Annotated in this window: 11 protein-coding genes and 1 pseudogene; 2 read left to right on the top strand and 10 right to left on the bottom strand. The window is 66.8% G+C overall.

Annotation, left to right across the window (positions count from 1 at the left end; all coding sequences use genetic code 11):
- Positions 1-115: 115 nt before the first annotated feature.
- Both MEBOL_RS42855 and MEBOL_RS16040 read right to left on the bottom strand, forming a co-directional pair.
- Positions 116-2542, bottom strand: a complete 2427-nt coding sequence (locus MEBOL_RS42855; protein ID WP_095978260.1) for a S8 family peptidase — start codon at positions 2540-2542, stop codon at positions 116-118.
- Between the two features lie 20 nt (positions 2543-2562).
- Positions 2563-3534 (bottom strand): AAA family ATPase, encoded by a 972-nt coding sequence (locus MEBOL_RS16040; protein ID WP_095978259.1) that lies wholly within the window; start codon positions 3532-3534, stop codon positions 2563-2565.
- A gap of 314 nt (positions 3535-3848) precedes the next feature.
- Here MEBOL_RS16040 and MEBOL_RS42850 point away from each other — a divergent pair.
- A pseudogene (locus MEBOL_RS42850) lies at positions 3849-4552 on the top strand (DDE-type integrase/transposase/recombinase); the annotation flags it as partial.
- Positions 4553-4945: 393 nt separating this feature from the next.
- On the opposite strand, the gene MEBOL_RS16030 reads toward MEBOL_RS42850, so the two are convergent.
- Positions 4946-5218 (bottom strand): hypothetical protein, encoded by a 273-nt coding sequence (locus tag MEBOL_RS16030; RefSeq protein ID WP_157775022.1) that lies wholly within the window; start codon positions 5216-5218, stop codon positions 4946-4948.
- A 190-nt stretch (positions 5219-5408) separates the two neighbouring features.
- Here MEBOL_RS16030 and MEBOL_RS43645 point away from each other — a divergent pair, with 190 nt between their 5' ends.
- Positions 5409-10196, top strand: a complete 4788-nt coding sequence (locus MEBOL_RS43645) for an OmpA family protein (protein WP_095978257.1) — start codon at positions 5409-5411, stop codon at positions 10194-10196.
- A 104-nt stretch (positions 10197-10300) separates the two neighbouring features.
- On the opposite strand, the gene MEBOL_RS16020 is transcribed toward MEBOL_RS43645, so the two are convergent.
- The 7 genes from MEBOL_RS16020 to MEBOL_RS15990 form a co-directional block, all read right to left on the bottom strand.
- Positions 10301-10816, bottom strand: a complete 516-nt coding sequence (locus MEBOL_RS16020; RefSeq protein WP_095978256.1) for a DUF3060 domain-containing protein — start codon at positions 10814-10816, stop codon at positions 10301-10303.
- 106 nt (positions 10817-10922) lie between these two features.
- Positions 10923-11204, bottom strand: coding sequence for a hypothetical protein (locus MEBOL_RS16015; RefSeq protein WP_245919805.1), 282 nt, complete (start codon positions 11202-11204; stop codon positions 10923-10925).
- A gap of 131 nt (positions 11205-11335) precedes the next feature.
- Positions 11336-12142 carry a monalysin family beta-barrel pore-forming toxin gene (locus MEBOL_RS16010; RefSeq protein WP_157775020.1) on the bottom strand — a complete coding sequence of 269 codons (807 nt, stop codon included), beginning with the start codon at positions 12140-12142 and terminating at the stop codon, positions 11336-11338.
- 417 nt (positions 12143-12559) lie between these two features.
- The gene (locus tag MEBOL_RS16005; protein ID WP_095978254.1) at positions 12560-13588 is read right to left on the bottom strand and encodes a nucleotidyl transferase AbiEii/AbiGii toxin family protein; all 1029 of its coding nucleotides are present in this window, start codon (positions 13586-13588) and stop codon (positions 12560-12562) included.
- A complete protein-coding gene (locus MEBOL_RS16000; RefSeq protein ID WP_095978253.1) occupies positions 13581-14174 on the bottom strand; it encodes a DUF6088 family protein in 594 nt (197 codons plus the stop codon). The genes MEBOL_RS16005 and MEBOL_RS16000 overlap by 8 nt, the downstream gene beginning before the upstream one ends.
- Positions 14175-14929: 755 nt before the next feature.
- Positions 14930-16552 (bottom strand): S8 family serine peptidase, encoded by a 1623-nt coding sequence (locus tag MEBOL_RS15995; RefSeq protein ID WP_095978252.1) that lies wholly within the window; start codon positions 16550-16552, stop codon positions 14930-14932.
- Positions 16553-16607: 55 nt separating this feature from the next.
- The gene (locus MEBOL_RS15990) at positions 16608-17444 is read right to left on the bottom strand and encodes an SDR family oxidoreductase (RefSeq protein WP_095978251.1); all 837 of its coding nucleotides are present in this window, start codon (positions 17442-17444) and stop codon (positions 16608-16610) included.
- Positions 17445-17456: the final 12 nt, after the last annotated feature.

Below are 17456 nucleotides of genomic sequence, written 5' to 3'. Positions count from 1 at the left end.
TGGACCGCCACCGGCGCGCTCCTCCATCCGCGCAACGGGCACACGGCCACCCTGCTGCCCAATGGATTGACCGCCTCGCCGATGCGCTGGTGGTTCGGTACATGGATGCGCTCCATCAGCTCTCAACAGCGACCGGCACGCCCAACTCGGTTGCCACCGGCGTGTAGAGATCGACCTCTGTCTCGTCCGTTTCTATCGAGACGACGAGTGAGAACTGGACGGACGTGGGCTTCTCGACCCTGCGGGCGTCCGCCTTCCACCCTCCGACCGGGAAGACGGCCAGGACCTGACGCGAGGCAAGATCCGCCGCAGACCCGTGCCACACATCCGAATGGATGGAGCCACGATTGCGCCGGTTTCCTCCGAGTTCCCAGCCGGGGTCTGTTCCTGTACTACCCGTGTAGCCGTCGTCCTGCATCGCCTTGCTGAGCCTCGCGCGAAACGCGGAGTCATTCTCAGTAGGACGACGCACCGAGAACCGGAGTCCGTGCGATTGGTAGCGGAACCGCCCCATCCAACCGCGTTGCGCCGGATTCGGCTCGATGAAATAGGAGAGCGTCACCCGAAGCCGGACGTCGGCGGCGCCAAGGCGCTGAAGTTCCTCGACCGGCCATGGGAACTTATGAAGGCGCATCTGCGCCGGCGACTTGCCCACTTTAAAAGGGCGAAGCTCATCTTCGACCACGAGCGTCAGCGCATCGCGTGCACTCCACCGGGCTCGCGCGAGGCTCGGTACTCCGTAGCCATAGAGCCGAACACGATTGTTTTTGTTGGGGGTCCGGCTCACCATCGCGGGCGTCCACCGGGCGGAGTGGACAAGGAGGGCCCGAATCGTTTCGGGCCTGAGCGTGGGGTACTCGGCCCAGAGGTGGGCTGCCATTCGGGAGGCCTGCGCAGTCGCCGCGCTCGTGGCGTTGGTATACGTGAACAAACGACCTCGAATCATCCGGTCGGTCGTGAGCAGCGAAAGGCTGGGAATCGAGGCGTCTGGCGGAAGAATGCCTCCGGGGCTCAGCGCGACGTTTCCTCCCTCAAGGACAAGGTCGGGCTTGTTCGGCCACCCTCTTTCGAAGGTGATGGACGAAGTGCTCGTGGGAGAGATGTCACCGTGTGGAGCAATCGGCAGCCACCCAGAAAGCGAGGGTTCTGCAATAATGTCTCTCTCTGTGTAAGCGCCGATGGTCAGCGCGTTCCACGCCTGAGCGGGATCAAGCGGCTTCCCCGTCATGGCTCCTTCCGGGTAGTGCGGATACCAGTTCGGGTCAGCGTTGCCTGCGCAGATGCAGTAGAGCCGCTGCCGTCCGTCATCCACACCTGCGGCGAGTCGATCAATCTCCGCCGACCACGAAGAGGGGCGGCCTGCGCTCCGGCCGTTACTCGTTGAAACCGACATCGAGAACACGCGGAGACGCTTTGGAGCAGCAACCTCGACCTGACCGGCCGCATCGGCGGTGATCGCACCGTAAAGCTCGGGAGCATTCGTAGCTGGTGGTGGCGGAAGGATCTTCACCGACTCGAGACCTACCTCGAGAGCAACACGCATCTTCGACTCAAGCGCGTCAATCAGGTCTCCATACCCCGCGAGGCCTGCCATTTCGGTGCCGTGGCCGTCGTGATCGGCAAGGCCCCAGTTCCTTTGATAAGCGAACATGTTCGCGGCGGGGAGAAGAGGAGCGAGGAGCGGATGATTGTTGCTCACTCCCGTGTCGAGCACGCATACCACTGGCGCATCTGCTGCGGGAAGAACAAGGCGGGACATCAGTTCCCGGCTCCACTCGCCTTGCTCGCGCGACGGCATCTCCACGAACTCCGTTGGTGGCGTACGCGCTGGCCTGAGTTCGGCGAGCGTATCCAGGATGGCGAAAGATGAGAGCTGGTTTGCCGTACCCGATACGAGCACGACTCGCCGGTCAGGGAACTCAAGCGAGCGCTGTCCGGTGACCAGCCCATGTTGCCTGCACAGCGAGAGGAAGGAGGAGAGCAGTTCCTCGGAAGAGTCGCGGAGCCAAGCCTCCCAAGCCATGGGCTGAGAGGGGGCGGGGAACGGGAGTTCCGGGTCGGTCCAGAGTTCCTCAAGAGCCGCGAGCTGAAACGAGGCGATCGAAGCGATGAGGGCCTCGTTGGCGGGCTTACCTTTAGGGGTGTCCTTACGAAGATAGTCCTGCAGCTTCTCTTCGATGAGCTGAAAGCCGCCTTGAGGCACGAAGACCTGAGCGACTGTCGCGCCCTCGACCTCTCTCACGGCCAGGACACGTGGACCATCAGGACGTCGGCTGTCGAGTGACTCGATGGGAAGCTCGGACCCGGGCTCGCTGCGCACGGTGAGCGAGACCCCCGGAATATCGGCTCCGCCACCACGAGCCATAATGCCGGTCTTGAAAGCGGCTCCGTATTCCCTGAGCAATCGCTGACCGTGAGCAGCACGGTCTCTTGTTGGAGTAGTCCGCGAGTGCGGCACGGAAAGCGTCGAAACGTAGTTGTAGGATGTACCAGTTCCCTGAACGAGCAGGTGCCGCAACTTTTCCGGTTTCTCTTCTGCCATCAGCCCCCCGCGTACTTGCTCTACTTCATCGCGGCGAATTCCCGCTGTTCACGGAGCGCCTCGATGAGCGCCTCGGTCGAAACCTCTCGCGTTCCAGCGAGAACGGCCTGCTTCGCCGCATCATCACACGCCCGCGCAAGCAGCGCATGGCTCAGCCCACGAGCTGCGGGGCGAATCCGGGTCCACTTTAGGCGGCCCGTGTCGAAGGGGGCGAGTCGATTTCGCATCGTGTCCTCTGCTTGGGCCTGGGAAGGCAGTGAGAACTCGATGACGTCGTCGAAGCGACGGAAGAGGGCACGATCCAGCATCTGGGGGTGATTGGTCGCGGCGAGAACGATGCTGTTCGAATCATCCTGCTCAAGGAGTTGCAGGAACGAATTCACCACCCGCCGGATTTCACCAACATCGTTCCCGGCCGTGCGCTGCCCGCCAATCGCGTCGAACTCATCGAAGAGGTAGACGCCTCGGGTTGCCCGTATCGCGTCGAAGACGAGCTTCAACTTCGCGGCCGTCTCGCCCAGGAACTTCGTCACCAGGGACTCGAACACGACCTTGAAGAGAGGCAGGTGGAGCTCGCCCGCGATGACGGTCGCACACAATGTTTTGCCCGTGCCCGGCGGGCCGACGAGCAGCACTCGATGGCGCGGGCCCAGTCCATGAGACCGGAGCTGCTCCGCCTGACGCTGTTCGTGAAGAAGCCTGTCGATACGGCGCCGAAGCTCGGGCTCGACTACGAGTTCGTTCAGGGTCGCCTTCGGGTACGACGCGGCAAGGAGCCCACCTAGTTCACCCCGAGGCTGCGCGAGGGGGACAGGCCGTTTGACCCCATCCTCCTTGGCTCGGTCGATGATCTCGCGAAGCTCGCCAGCCAGCCGGACGTGGCCCTGCCGGGCTTCAAGGGCAGCGACCTGCATGGCAACCGCCAGGAAACGAGGCTCGTCTCCCTTCGTATGGCTCTCGATGAGGGCTTTGACTTGCTCGGCAGTAGCCATGGATTTTCCTCACTCTACGGTATTTCCCTGACAGAGCCCATTTTTGGACACCATTCTTTCTTCTCGCGGCCCGTCCGAGGAACAGCTTGGCTCCTGCTGTCCCGGATGTCTTCCCCTGCACGAGGTCTTATTGAGGGCCTCTGCCTGAGCAGGCTCGGGCACGCCGTCATATCCCGCTTCTCCAGAGAAGCCTCGGCCACGAGGGGGGGAGCGCGACAGCAAAATTGACCCCCTCCCGGGGCCTCCACTCCAAGGAGGCAAGCTCGATGGGAGAGACGGCGGAAGTTGTGGCACCCCGCGCGGCGGAGGTGTCGATGGTGGAGCAGGAAGTGGTGCGACGCATCCGCGTGCTGGCGGAGGCGGGATGGGGCCACAAGCGGATAGGGCGCGAGGTGGGCGTGGCGCGCAACACGGTGCGGCGCTGCCTGCGCGCGGGCCGAGCGGCGGACAAGCAGGTGCGGCCCAAGGCGCGGTGGCTCACCGAGGCCGAGCAGCAGCGCGCGGTGGAGTTGTGGGACGGAGCGGCGGAGGGCAACGCCGTCGTCGTCAAGGCGCTGCTGGCGCAAGAGGGCGTGGAGGCCAGCGTACGCACCGTGCAGCGAGCGGTGGAGGACAGGAGGCGGCAGGTGCACGTGGCGCAGGTGGCCACAGTGCGCTTCGAGACGAAGCCAGGGTAGAGCAGATGCAGGTGGACTTCGGCGAGAAGAAGGTACGGCTGGGCGGGCAGCTGGTGAAGGTGTTTCTGCTGGTGGTGGTGCTGAGCTTCTCGCAGCGGCTGTTCGTGCGCGCCTTCCTCAATCAGTGAGGAGACGATTGGCGCGAGGGCGTGGCCGCGGCCTTCGTGCACTTCAGAGGCGTGGTGCTGGAGGTGCTCGGGGACAATGCCCGACCACTCGTGCAGGAGCACGACAGGCAGGCGGGGAGCGTGCGCTTCCACCCTGCCTGGGTGGAGTTCTGCCGCGACTGGGACGTGACGCCCAAGGCGTGTGGGCCGTACCGCGCGCGCACCAAGGGCCGGTGAAGGTGTCAAAGGATTCGCAGGGGGAGTCATCTCTCCGCTGCTGGCGAACATCTACATCAGATGGGATGAAGCTGACGCTCAACGAGACGAAGACGAGCCGCGGAAGGAACATTGCTGCTTTCTCGGGTACGAACTGGGGCTACCGGTCTACAAGAAGACCGGACAGAAGTACCTGGGAGCCCGACCCTTGAAGAAGGCAATGGAGCATGCCCGAGGTGAAGTGAGCCGAATCTGCGGGTTCTATCCCCGCTGCCTCCAAATAGAGGTTGCCCGCCGCCTTGAGTCGAACCCACTCCTAACGAGGCGGCGCGGATCGCTTTGGGGGACCAAGTCGGTTCTTATCGGACCAAATTCATTGCTCACGAACTACCGGCAGGTCGTGTAGCTCGTCTACAGCGGCGTGCCGCCAGCGCTGTACACCACGAGGTTGCAATCCTGCTGCAGCCACAGGGAGGCACCCGCCTTGTTCCCGGTGGCCGTATTCCAGAGCGCGCTCATCGAGCTCGGATACAGCACGAGGTTTACATCCGTCTGCATGATGAAGGTCGAGGTGACCTTGCCCCAGGTGCCCGTGCTCCAGATCTCCCCCGCTGGTTGTAGAGCACCACGTTCCCGTCTGAGGTCACCGATGAGCATCAGGTTCTTCCAAGCGGGTTTATGCAAGGCGGTTCTCTAGTAGGTGAAGCAGAGGTACGCTTTCGTGGGGAGCGATCGTATGGCTCTCACGAGATATGCGCGGCACCCCTTTCAAGGGCGTGTTGGCGTGCGGTGCGTATGCCGGGTCGGTCGGAGCGTGGTACACGCCATGTCCCGGTACGTCAGCCCATGGCGCATGCATGGGCCTGGAGGGTGAATGCAGCCAGATTGGGTCTCGGGACGTCTCCTCTTCGTGGTGCTCTGCGGTGTCTTCACCCTCTCCTGCGAGCGGACGGTCCCCCTGACTTCCTCGGCGGAGGCGCTCTCCCTGGCGCGGGCCTACTTCCCCGAACTCGCCGCCGACGTGACGGCGTCCCCCGGAGTCCCCCTCGCGCCTGCTTCCGCCGAGCAGGCCCGTGCGCTCACTGACGCCGGTGAGTACGTGGAGTTCCTCGACGCGCGGGGACAGCCCGTCCTGCGCTTCCATCCCTCCGAGGTGCGCGACGCGCACGGCCAGTCCCGCCGTGGAAGCGTGAGCCTGTCAGGCGTGCGCGAGGCCTCGCGCGCCAACGAGTTCGAGGCCGAGGGGGCCCGCGTGGGCCTCGTCACCGAGGTCTCCCTCGCGGGGCTCACCGCGCCGTTGGTGGTGGACCCGGGCTGGTCGTCGACGGCCAGCCTGGCGAGCCCGAGAGCGCAGCACGCCTCGCTGCTCCTGCCCGGCGGTGGTGTCCTGGTGGCGGGCGGCGTCAACCGGAGCGGGTTCGTGACGTCCGCCGAGCGCTTCGACCCGGAGACTGGCACCTGGGCCTCCGCCGGCAATCCTGGCATCCAGGGCAACGTCACGTCGGGCGTCCTGCTTCCCACCGGGAAGGCGTTCATCATGACGGACGGCGGCACGTCGGCACGCATCCATGAAGCCGCGACGAACACCTGGTCCGCCACGGGGGCGATGTCCGCGTCGCGCAGCCTGTCCACCGTCACCCTCCTGTCCTCGGGGCAGGTGCTCGTCGCGGGAGGCTCCAACCTGAACACGGCGGAGCTCTACGACGCCGCGACGAACACCTTCACCGCCACCGGCTCCATGTCCGTCGTCCGCCGGGCGCACACCGCCACCTTGCTGAGGGACGGCCGGGTGCTGGTGGCCAGCGGCTTCAACACCCTGGGCGAGGTGCCTGTCGCGGAACTCTATGACCCCGCGGCCGGGACCTGGTCGCTGGCGGCGCCTCCCCTGATTCCCCGGCACTATGCGAGCGCGACGCTGCTCCCCGATGGCCGGATCCTCCTCGCGGGAGGATTCACGAGCGCGGGGATCACCCCCCACGCGGAACTCTATGACCCGGTGGCCAACACGTGGACCGCCACCGGCGCGCTCCTCCATCCGCGCAACGGGCACACGGCCACCCTGCTGCCCAATGGCAAGGTCCTGGTCCAGGGGGGCTCGGACGGGGCGCGCAACGCGCAGGCCGTGTCGGAGCTGTATGACCCGGCGACGGGAACCTGGGCCGCCGCCGGGACGATGGCGGTGGCTCGCGAGAATGCCACCGCCACCCTGCTGACGACCGGTCAGGTGCTGATCCTGGGAGGCTTCAGCTCGAACCCGAGCCTGACCTTCTATTCGGACGTGGAGCTCTACGACGCCTCCAGCGACCGCTGGGCTCCGGCCGGCAATCTGGTGCAAGGCCGGGGCTCCGCCGCCGTGCTGCTGCCGTCGGGACAGGTGCTGGCCGCGGGGGGCCGGGGCGCGAGTGGCGTACTCGGGACGGCGGAGCGCTACACGCGCGCGAGCAACACCTGGGCTCCCGCCGCCTCCCTGGCCACCGCGCGCGAGCGCGCCACGCTGAGCCTGTTGCCGTCCGGCCAGGTGCTCGCCGCCGGGGGTGGGAATGGAGGGGGGCCGCTGGCCTCGGCGGAGCGGTACGACCCCGTGGCCGATGCCTGGACGCCCGCGGGCTCGATGATGGCCGCCAGGGAGGGGCACACCGCGACGGTGCTGGGCTCGGGCCGGGTGCTCGTGGTGGGCGGCGCGAGCACGGGGGCGGCGGAGCTGTATGACCCGGCCGCCAACGCGTGGAGCTCCGCCGGTTCGGCCGCCACGCCCCGCTCGCGTCATGCGGCCGTGCTGCTGCACGACGGCCGGGTCCTGGTCGCGGGTGGCGAGAACGGAGGCGCGGCGCTGGCCTCGGCGGAGCTGTATGACCCGGCCTCCAACACGTGGGCCCCCGCCGCGGGTCTCTCGCAGGCACGGGCCTCCTTCACCCTGACGCTGCTGCCGTCGGGCCGGGTGCTGGCGGCGGCGGGGACCTCGCTCGCGGCGGAGCTGGCGTCGGCGGAGGTGTATGACCCGGTCTCCAACACCTGGGCCCCGGCGGGGACGCTGGCCAGCCCGCGCGCATTCCATTCGGCCGCGCTGTTGCCCTCCGGCCGGTTGCTGGTCGTGGGCGGTCAGGGGCCGGGGGGGACGGGACTCGCCACCGCGGAGCTGTACGACAGCGCGACCCACACCTGGAAGCCCGCGTCGGGACTCGCCGCCCAGCGGCTGCGCTTCGACACCGTCGTCCTGCCCTCGAACGAGGTGCTCGCGCTGGGGGGGCAGGGCGCCGCGGGCGCGTGGCTGGCGAGCGCCGAGCTGTACGAGGACACCGGGGCGCAGCCGGCCTGGCGTCCGGTGGTGACGGGGCCCGACGTGGTGCTGCGCGGCTGTTCCGCGCGCATCACCGGCACGCTGTTCCGGGGCATCTCCGGAGCCAGCACGGGAGACTACAGGGACTCCGCGACGAGCTTCCCGCTGGTGCGGTTGCAGGCGGCCGAGGGGCACCGGCTCTGGACATTGTCGGGCACCGAGATGGCCGCCACCGGCGTGACGGTGTCCATTCCCGACAGCGCGACGCCAGGCGCCCATACGCTCTCCGTCTTCGCCAACGCGAGAGGCGGCGGGCGGATGGTGACGGTGGCGGAGAACACCGAGCCGGTGGCGGAGGACCTGACGGTCTCCATTCCGTACGGCGAGTCCGTGAATCTGTCGCTGGTGGCGACGGATGCCGAGACGGAGCCCGCGTTGACCTTCGTCATCGTCACCCCTCCCGCCCATGGGACGCTGAGCGGCACGCCGCCCTCCGTCACGTACACGCCCGAGCCGGGCTACCTGGGGCCGGACAGCTTCACCTTCCAGGCACGGGACTGCGGCCTGGACAGCAACGTCGCCACCGTGACGCTCGCCGTGGTCGACCAGACGCCTCCGGAAATCACCTGCCCGGCGGATCTGGTCGTGGAGGCGACGGAGCCCGCGGGGGCGCCGGTGACGTATTCCCCCGCCACCGCGACCGACAACCTCACCGCGAATCCCCCGGTGACGTACTCGTGGCCCTCGGGGAGCACCCTGCCGACGGGGAAGACGACGGTCACCGCGATAGCGGAGGATGCGGCGGGCAATCAGGCGATGTGCTCGTTCACCGTGACCGTTCAAGCCCGGGTGGTGTCGATTGCCGGCGGCGGCTGTCAGGCCACCGGTGGCGGCACGGACGCGGCGCTGGTCGTGCTATCGGTCCTTGCTGTGTGGGCGGGACGCCGGCGCCGTGAACTGGCATGGACCTGTGTGCTCGTCGCGGCCCTGGCCACCACCCGCGCCTCGGGGCAGACGCCCTCCAGCCCCCTGGTGGCGTTCGACGTGGAGCGCCTGCGCCTCAGCGCCGCCGCGACGGACTCGCTGCTGGTGGACTCCGGACGACTGCTTCCCCAGGGCGGCTATCGCCTCGGCCTCCTGACCCACTACGAGCGCGGCATCCTGGTGCTGCGAGGCAGTGATGGGTTCGACCGCTCCCTCTTGCACTACCGGACGTCGGCCTGGCTCATGGGGGCGTGGTCTCCGGTGGAGCGCCTGGAGGTGTCCGCCCGGCTGCCGGTCATCCTCTTCCAGGGGGGCCATGGCGCGGAGACGCTGGTCGGGGTCTCCACCCCTTCGTCCTCGGGGCTGGGGACGCCGGAGGTGGGAGGGCGCTACGCGCTGCTCCGGCGCGAGGAAGGGGCGCCGGTGTCCCTCGCGGTGGGGCTCGACGTGGGGCTGCCGGGGGGACGGGCGAGTGCGTTCGGACGCCAGGAGCATTGGGCCGGGTTTCAGTTCTCGCCCCGCGTCTCGCTGGGGCGCGAGGTGGGAATGTTCGTGCTGGGGGCCAGCGTGGGCGCGCGGGTGAGGTCGACCGAGGTCGAGCCGGGTCGCGCCGTGGGCACCGAGCTGGAGCAGGGGCTGGTGGTGGCCACCCGGAGGGAGGGCCTTCGCGGCGAGCTGGCCCTGCAACTGGCGGAGTCGCTGGTGCACCCGGACGTGGCGGTGGAGTTGCTCGGGGGAGTGCGGCTGCCCATGGGACATGGCCTCGAGGTGAGCGCGCTCGCCGGACATGGCTTCACCGACATCCCGGGGACGCCCTCATGGCGGGCGGGGGTGGCGGTCGCTTGGGCTCACGGCCCTCCGCGTGAGGGCGGTGCCTCCGTGCCCAACAAGACGGACCGCTGTCCTCATGAGAGGGGCTCGCCGGAGAACGCGGGGTGCCCGGACCGGGACTCGGAGGGCGATGGCGTCGTCGACCGGCTGGACCGGTGCCCGAACGAGCCGGGAGTGCCGAGCCGGCAGGGCTGTCCCGAGCCGGTCTCGCCTCCGGTGAAGGAGGAGCGGCTCTCCCTGGCGGGCCGGGAGATCGTCTTCCAGGTGGGCCTCTCCAGGATTGAGGGGGACGGCACGCGCATCCTGGATGAGCTCGCCGAGCTGCTGAAGTCGCGGCCCGATGTCTCGCTCCGCATCGAGGGCCATACGGACGACTCGGGACTGGAACAGCTCAATCTCACCCTGAGCCAGGAGCGTGCGGATGGGGTGCGGGCCTACCTCATCCAGCGCGGCATCGAGAGCTCTCGCCTGGAGGCCCGGGGCTACGGTCCGTCCCGTCCCATCGCATCGAACGACACGCCGGAAGGTCGAAGCCAGAACCGCCGCGTGGAGTTCATCATCAAGAATTGACTGCGTATAACCTCGCCACGCTCCCATGAGATGCGCGGCAGGGGCCTGGAGCTCTTGGGTTTGATTCCCGCCGCCTTCATGGGGCGTGGTGAGGCGTGGTGTGTTTATCGCTGGGACACCTTGTTGTCGGTGCCCGTGGAACTCACCTTGGGCTTCTTCCGTCCGCCCGCGGCCTTCTTCCAGGTCACGGTATTGTCCGTGCCCGTGACGTCGATCCGCTCCACGGCGTCCAGGGTGACCTTGTTGGAGCTGCCCGTCACATCGACGCGCTTGCACACTCCTGTGAACGTCAGCTCGTTCGAGGAGCCGCTGATCGACACCTCGGTCGTGCCATTGCAGGCGAGTGTCTCCTTGCGGCCCGCGCCGGTGATGTCGATCTCCGAACTGGAATCGTCATCGGCGTCCTTTTTGTCGTCGTCGCCGTCCCGTTCCACCCCGACCGTGGTGCGGGTGCCCTCGCTTTCGACCTTCACGTTGCCGCCCCGCACGTCCACTTTGCTGCCACCCGAGTGAACCTTGACGTTCCCGTCCTTGCCAATCTGGATGGTGTCTTGCGCGCCCGCCGCCATCGCGAAGCAGACGGTGAACGCTACGGCCGCGGAACGAATACTCTTCGACATGCTGTGAGCCCCCTGAGGATGTGACGGTGTGATGGGGCGCTTATACCTCGGGTTCACGGCCCTGCTGGAGGGTAGCCTCCAGCAGGCGGACATGGCGCGCCGCGTGCTACGGCACGAGGGGGGTGCACTTGAAGTTGCGCTGGGCTGACGCCGTGGCGCCTACGGAATCCCGGACGGTCAATGTCACCTGGTTCGGCGAGCCGATGGTGCTGCGCGTGCAACTCCCTTCGATTCGCGTGTTCGTCGGACCGATGGCCACGTGGTCGATGGTGGCGTAGGCGTTGGACGTCCAGGAGAAGGTGTAGGGGGGCGTTCCGCCATTGGCTCCCCCCGAACATCCGTAGAAGCCTTCCCCCATGTTGGTGCAGAGCGGGATGCCCGTGTGCACCCTGCTGGAGGGCCTGCGTGTCCGCCACGTCTGGGGCCTCCTCCATTTCAGGGGTTTACCCACCATCTGGGTCTGTCATGCGGACCCAGCTGCTCGGCAAGCTGCTGATTGACACGGGGGCAGGCCCCGGCTCAGTACCGCCGGAACGGATCGTTGTAGGCGCTGTAGTCGAAGTTCCAGTCATTCCAGTGATCGATCAGGACGTACTGCTGGACCTGATCCCACGTGAGCGGCGTGATCGGAGGGGTCGGCGGCCCGACGATGATCATGTCGTTCTTGTGGATGGCCGACAGGTAGTAGAGATCCGTCCGCCAATCATTCACCTGCTGGGTGCGCTTGTACTTGAAGTTGGCTCCGCACTTGTTCGCGGCGGAGGTCGCGCAGTGCGCGTACACCAGCACGACCTGGTAGATGTAGAAGGTCCCGGGTCCATGGAGGGTCGTGGTCCACGACTCGTCCCGCTCCTGCGACCAGGACTGCGTCTGCGAGAACCCCGTGCTGATGCTCGAGCCCACGTTGACGATGTCGATCTTCGCCCCCACCGAGTAGCTGCTCTTGACCTCCGTGGTGAAGCTCGAGGTGAGGCCGCTCTTCTGCGTCACCTGGTGCTGTAGATCCACCTGATTCGGGATGGGGTACTGATCGACGAACTCGAGATAGGCGAAGAGCGGGCGGGTGTAGGTGCCCCAGTTCTGGCTGGTGATGTAGATGTCGCCGTACACCGTCTCGCCATTGACCCAGCAGGCCTGCGAGGGGTTGAGCGTCTTGAGGTACTGATCGATCCCGAAGTCACCGGTGGCCCAGGGGTAGCTCGCCGCCACCAGGTTGGACCGGTTGGTTCCGGCCGGGACAATGGCCGAGCGCTCGTGGGCGATGAAGTCCTTCATCCGCTTGAGATCAAGCGCGCCTTCGGACGAGGACGTGGTGAGGTTTTCCATGGGGGATTTCCGTAGTGTGTTGGGGTGGGCGGCGTCCTGAAGCGCCGTGACCCCGGACATTGCACAGGGTGGGCCACCCACCCGGCGCGGTCCCTTCCCTCGGAGAACGGAGCCGAGAGCTGGCTCCCCGCCCCGCGCTGACACGTTGTCGTGGGGCGCTGACACGTCAACCCCTGTCAATGACTCAGTGATCAAAGGGGCGGAGGAGGGCCGAGGACGGGAGCCGTCCGAGGTGTGCGCCCGGCCGGTGGAGAGGGCGCGCGGCCCCTTGGGTACACGTCGGCCCGAGCCACGCTCCCATGAGATGCGCGGCAGGGGCCTGGAACTCTTGGCTGTCGTGGAAAGGACATCGCCCACTGCCGGTAGGGCACGCGCGGAAGCACCCGCTCCACCGACTTCTATGGGTTCACGAAGGGCTCACCCTGGGCCCCTCGCGTTCGCACGCGCGGCGATCTGGCGACAAACATCCAGGAGCGTCTCGAATGGCTCGGCCGCGTCGAGCAGAAGGCCGTCCTCGCTCATCTTGCGGTAGTCCTCCTTGAGGCGCACCAGGAGCTCTCCCTCGGGGAGAAGACGAAGACCTCCGTTCACGGCCTCGAAGTAGTCAATCGCTACTCCAGCGGCCTTCTCCGCGAAGAACATGCTCTTGTGCTCGGCCACGGCCTGCGCGAGGGAGAATTCCCCGAGAGCCGACTCGACGTACCCCTTCTTGTCGAGTTGGACCAGGTCGTACCAATGGCGAGAAAAGCGATCTCCCCCACGAAGTTTGCCCCCCGCACAGAGGACGTGAATGGCCGTCGCCTTCTCCCAGAAAGTGCGCTCCGCGCGCATGACGCGAGGGGTTGCCGTGGGGAAAATCACATCGGGCAGGGCTTTGGCTGCGTCACAGTGCACCTGCCGTGGATCACACGGCTCACCCGTTGCTCGGCCACCAAACTCCAGTAGCACCACGGGCGAAGCATAACGCGTGACCTCCGACAGAGGCTCGTACTCGATCAGAAGGGCGTGGTCATCATTCGGATTGATGCTCACCTTCGCGGGAACCCGTTCGGCGCGGACGGCGGCTTCCACCGTGTGGAATGCCTGATCCCCGACCCACGCCGTGAGGCGCTCCTTGATCTCCTTCGACCACTTCTTTTCCTGGCTGCGCGTCGACGGGATTGGGTGCGGTCCCTGGCCCGTCAGGTCCCCCGCGAGAGCACGGATGTCGTAGGTGAGGTCCACATCCTCCGAGAATCGGCGGATGGCGTCGAAGGCCTTGGATAGGGAGGTGCCTCCCTTGAAGACGAGATGCTCGCCAAAAGAAGCGGAGAACATCACGTTCAATGCCCACACCACCCAGACATCCTTCTCCAGCAGATGAAAAGGCCGTGTGGACTGCCCCGCTGCGACCTCGAGTGCCTCCCGACGGTCGTGCGCCGAAAGCCGCAGGAAGTCCTCAGTCATGGACAAGCGCGCCTATCTGCTCGGCCATCCACGTCGGGAGTTGTCCGCTCATCGCGGCGAGTTCCTGGAGTTCACCCTCGGACAGCTTCCCTCTGAGGGACGACAGCTTCTTGGGACCTTCTTCCTTTCCAAGCCATGCGAGGGCGCGAATGACCTGGCCCGCTGGGCGATGGGGTAGAGCCACTTGCCAGGAGGAAGCGTGCCGCAGTTCGACTTCTTGCGTCCCCAGCGTCAGTCGTCGGCTGCGTCCCGTTGTCAGGTACACGGTCCGCACCGGAACCTGCGTCGTCATCCCCAGTGCGTTCGCGGAAGCCGCCCCCTGCGGAGCGATGTGCTTTCCTTTCGCCGAAGCAAGCGCCTCGACGACCTTGGACACGGACGGAGGACGCACGCCAAATCGCGTCTCGACAGGCCGCACGTACACCCCCCGCTCCGGTCGGAGGAGCCGGCCACTTCGATGGAGACGTGACAAGGCCTGATCGACCGCGGCCCTGCTACCCAGATGCAGGAATTCCTTCGCGAATAGGGGCGTGCCTTCGGAGAGAGCCGCCGCCCTCTTCATGATGGATTCAGCCAGGGCCGCCATCGCTGCCTCCCGTCAGAACACTCTATTAGGGCCGAACGATCTGTCAGAAACCTAGGCCTGTTTCTGACAAGAGGCAAGGCCCGTTGCATCCATGCGGGCGAAACTCCAGCATCCTCCAAGAAAAACATGAGTTATTTCAGTGGGTTGGAAATTGGCGTGCCCTTGCTCGCTTCCTTGATGGCAACGGGCAAGGGTCCTAGCCCACGCCTGACCGTCCTCCTCCCGGGAGCACCCGCACCGGGAGGGCGGCGGACGGAATCAGGGCGTGGCGCGCGAGGCGCTGGCCTTGGGCGGGGAGATGACGCCCTCGGGGCTGACGCGGGCGCTCGAGGTGGGAGCCTCGTGCGGTAATTCCGCTCGCTGGGATCTGCCGTCCCTACCGCGACCCTTTTGCCTTGGGCGCCCTACAATGGAGGGCGGGAACCCCGCTGCTCCAGTTCAACACCCTCTGAGGATCCACGCCGGAGGGTGGAGCCGAAGGGTCTCGCGCGTAGGCGCATAAATAAGGAGGGGAGGGAGTAGGCAGGAGCAGAGGGGCGGAGGAGGGCCGCGGACGGGAGCCGCCCGAGGTGTGCGACCGGCCGGTGGAGAGGGCGCGCAGCCCCTTGGGGTCCACGTCGACCCTCGCCAGGCTCCAATGCGTCGGCGATGAGAAACACGATGCAGAAGAATCCGCGGGCCGCGGCGGGAGAAGCGGGGCGGGCAGTTGTCTCCTGCGCCTACCCCACTCCCCCCCGTCATTCATTGCTCACGAACTACCGGCAGGTCGTGTAGCTCGCCCACAGCGGCGTGCCGCCAGCGCTGTACACCACGAGATTGCAATCCTGCTGCAGCCACAGGCTGGCTCCCGCCTTGTTCCCGGTGGCCGTATCCCAGAGCGCGCCCATCGAGTCCGGATACAGCACGAGGTTTCCATCCGTCTGCATGACGAAGGTCGAGGTGACCTTGCCCCAGGTGCTCGTGCTCCAGAGCGCACCCCGCTGGTCGTAGAGCACCACGTTCCCGTCGAGCTGGTGGGTGAGCCAGATCCTGCCGTCGCAAGACTGGAGCGTCTGTCCGGGCGCGAGCGCCTGGCCGCTGCTCAGCTTCCCACAGGAGGGAGGCGGATTGCTGTAGAGCAGGCGGGTGGTGGAGCCGCTGCCCGCGTTGGTCACCTTGTTGTCCGGGGAGTTGATGACAATCGCCGCGGCCACCGTGGCGGGAGAAGCGCCCGGGTTGCTCTGGAGGTACAGCGCCGCCGCGCCGGCCACGTGCGGGGAGGCCATGGACGTGCCGGTCTCCGGCCGGGAGGTGCCGTCGAGCGCGGCGGAGACGATGTTGACCCCCGGAGCGAAGACGTCCAGGCAGGGGCCAAAGTTGGAGCCCTGATAAATCTGCGAGTTCCCAACGAACCTGGAGTCCGTGTTGTCGACGGAGCCAACGGTGATGGCTTCGGCGACACGCGCGGGCGAAATGTAGCACGCGTCAATGGTGGGGGAATTGTTGCCCGCGGCGACGACGATGGTGACACCCGAGGCGATGGTCTTGCGCACCGCGGCGTCCAATGCATCGTTGGTGACGCCTCCCAGGCTCATGTTGGCCACCGCGGGCTTGACGTGATGGGCCGCCACCCAATCCAGGCCCGAGATGACGCCCGAGAGGGAGCCATTTCCATTGCAGCCAAGGACGCGCACGGAGTGGAGCCGGACGCCCTTGGCCACGCCCCAGGTGGAACCGCCTACCGTGCCGGCCACGTGCGTGCCGTGTCCATTGCAGTCATTGGCTCCGTAGCCATCGTTGATCGCGGTGAAGTCCCCCGAGGCCCGGCCACCGAAGTCCGGATGGCTCGTCATGATGCCCGAGTCGATGATGTACGCATGGACCCCGGCGCCGGTGCCGTTGTAGCCATAGCTGCCGTTCAACGGCAGGTTGAGCTGATCGATGCGGTCCAGGCCCCACGTCGCATTGGACTGAGTGGCCATGGCGTGAATCTCGCCATCCTCCACCACGAAGTCCACGTCGGGACTGGCCGCGAGTGCGCGCGCCGCCGCCTCGTTGGCCCGCACCGCGAAGCCGCTCAGCGCGTGGGAGTACGTCTGAAGGACGGTGGCGCCACGCTGGAGGGCGAGCGCCTGGGCGACCTCGGGCACCCTGGAGGTACGGAGGGCGGCGGCCTTCAGCACGACGATGTATTGCCCGGGGATGGCATCGGCGGATTTCCGGAACTTGCCCTCGGGAGTGGAGGCCGCGTCCCGCGCGGACTCCTGCGCGCCGGTCTTCTGGGCGAGGCCCGCCGTCTGTCCCAGGTTTCCGGTGGCGTCGAGGGACGGGCTCCCGCAGGCGGGCAGGAGGGTGAGGCCACCGATGAGCATCAGGTTCTTCCAAGCGGGTTTATGCAAGGCGGTTCTCCAGGAGGTGAAGCTGGCACGACCGTGGCGCATTGACGGACCGGCCTCAGCCGATCAGCGCGCGCGTCGCCTGCACGATCGATTGGCCGGTGACGTCGTTGATCTTCCGTGCGGCCATGGCCGAGGCCACGGGCGAGGATTGATACCTGAAACGTGGCGCGTCGCTCGTGACGGCTTCCAGGATGACCGCGGCTACACCCTCGGGCTTCTCTCCGCCGCCTTTCATCGCGGCCGCGAGGGCGTCGTTGTAGCGGCCCATCATCGCGGCGTACGGGTCTTCCTGGCCGCTCGCGCCGACTTTGCCAGTCATGTTCGAGAAGAAGGACGTGTGCACGGGGCCCGGCTCGACGACCGAGACGTGCACGCCGAACGCCGCCATCACGGGGGCGAGGCCTTCCATCAGGCCTTCGACCGCGAACTTGGCGGCGTTGTAGGCGTCGCTGAACGGCATCGCGATGAGGCCGTTCATGCTCGTCACGGTCACGATCCTTCCCCGCCGCGCCGCGCGCATCCCCGGCAGCACGGCCTGTGTCATCCGCGCTACGCCCCAGAAGTTGACGTCCATCGACGAGGCCATCTCGGCCAAGGTGAGCTGTTCGAGCGTCCCGCGGTGCCCAAGGCCCGCGTTGTTCACGAGCACGTCGATCCGGCCGTGATCGGCGAGCACTCCGCTGACCATGGCCGCGACCGATGCATCCTGGGTCACGTCGAGTCGCCTGACGTCGAGCCGCACACCCGCGAGTGCCGCCTGCTCGAGGACGCTCGCCTCGCCACGCTCGTCGCGAACCGTGGCGATGACGACCTGGCCGGCCTTTGCCAGTGCGAGGGCGGTGGCAAGCCCGATGCCGGACGACGTTCCCGTGACAATGGCGACTTGATTCATGAATCCTCCGTG

The organism is Melittangium boletus DSM 14713, assembly GCF_002305855.1.
Taxonomy (GTDB): Bacteria; Myxococcota; Myxococcia; order Myxococcales; family Myxococcaceae; genus Cystobacter; species Cystobacter boletus.
This window is presented reverse-complemented; position numbering and strand designations above follow the sequence as displayed.

Bases quoted from the DNA above. Each gene is read 5' to 3' on its own strand.
- MEBOL_RS16005 (WP_095978254.1), bottom strand. From the start codon at position 13,588: ATGACTGAGGACTTCCTGCGGCTTTCGGCGCACGACCGTCGGGAGGCA.
- MEBOL_RS16020 (WP_095978256.1), bottom strand. From the start codon at position 10,816: ATGTCGAAGAGTATTCGTTCCGCGGCCGTAGCGTTCACCGTCTGCTTC.
- MEBOL_RS16000 (WP_095978253.1), bottom strand. From the start codon at position 14,174: ATGGCGGCCCTGGCTGAATCCATCATGAAGAGGGCGGCGGCTCTCTCC.
- MEBOL_RS16010 (WP_157775020.1), bottom strand. From the start codon at position 12,142: ATGGAAAACCTCACCACGTCCTCGTCCGAAGGCGCGCTTGATCTCAAG.
- MEBOL_RS42855 (WP_095978260.1), bottom strand. From the start codon at position 2,542: ATGGCAGAAGAGAAACCGGAAAAGTTGCGGCACCTGCTCGTTCAGGGA.
- MEBOL_RS15990 (WP_095978251.1), bottom strand. From the start codon at position 17,444: ATGAATCAAGTCGCCATTGTCACGGGAACGTCGTCCGGCATCGGGCTT.
- MEBOL_RS16040 (WP_095978259.1), bottom strand. From the start codon at position 3,534: ATGGCTACTGCCGAGCAAGTCAAAGCCCTCATCGAGAGCCATACGAAG.
- MEBOL_RS43645 (WP_095978257.1), top strand. From the start codon at position 5,409: ATGCAGCCAGATTGGGTCTCGGGACGTCTCCTCTTCGTGGTGCTCTGC.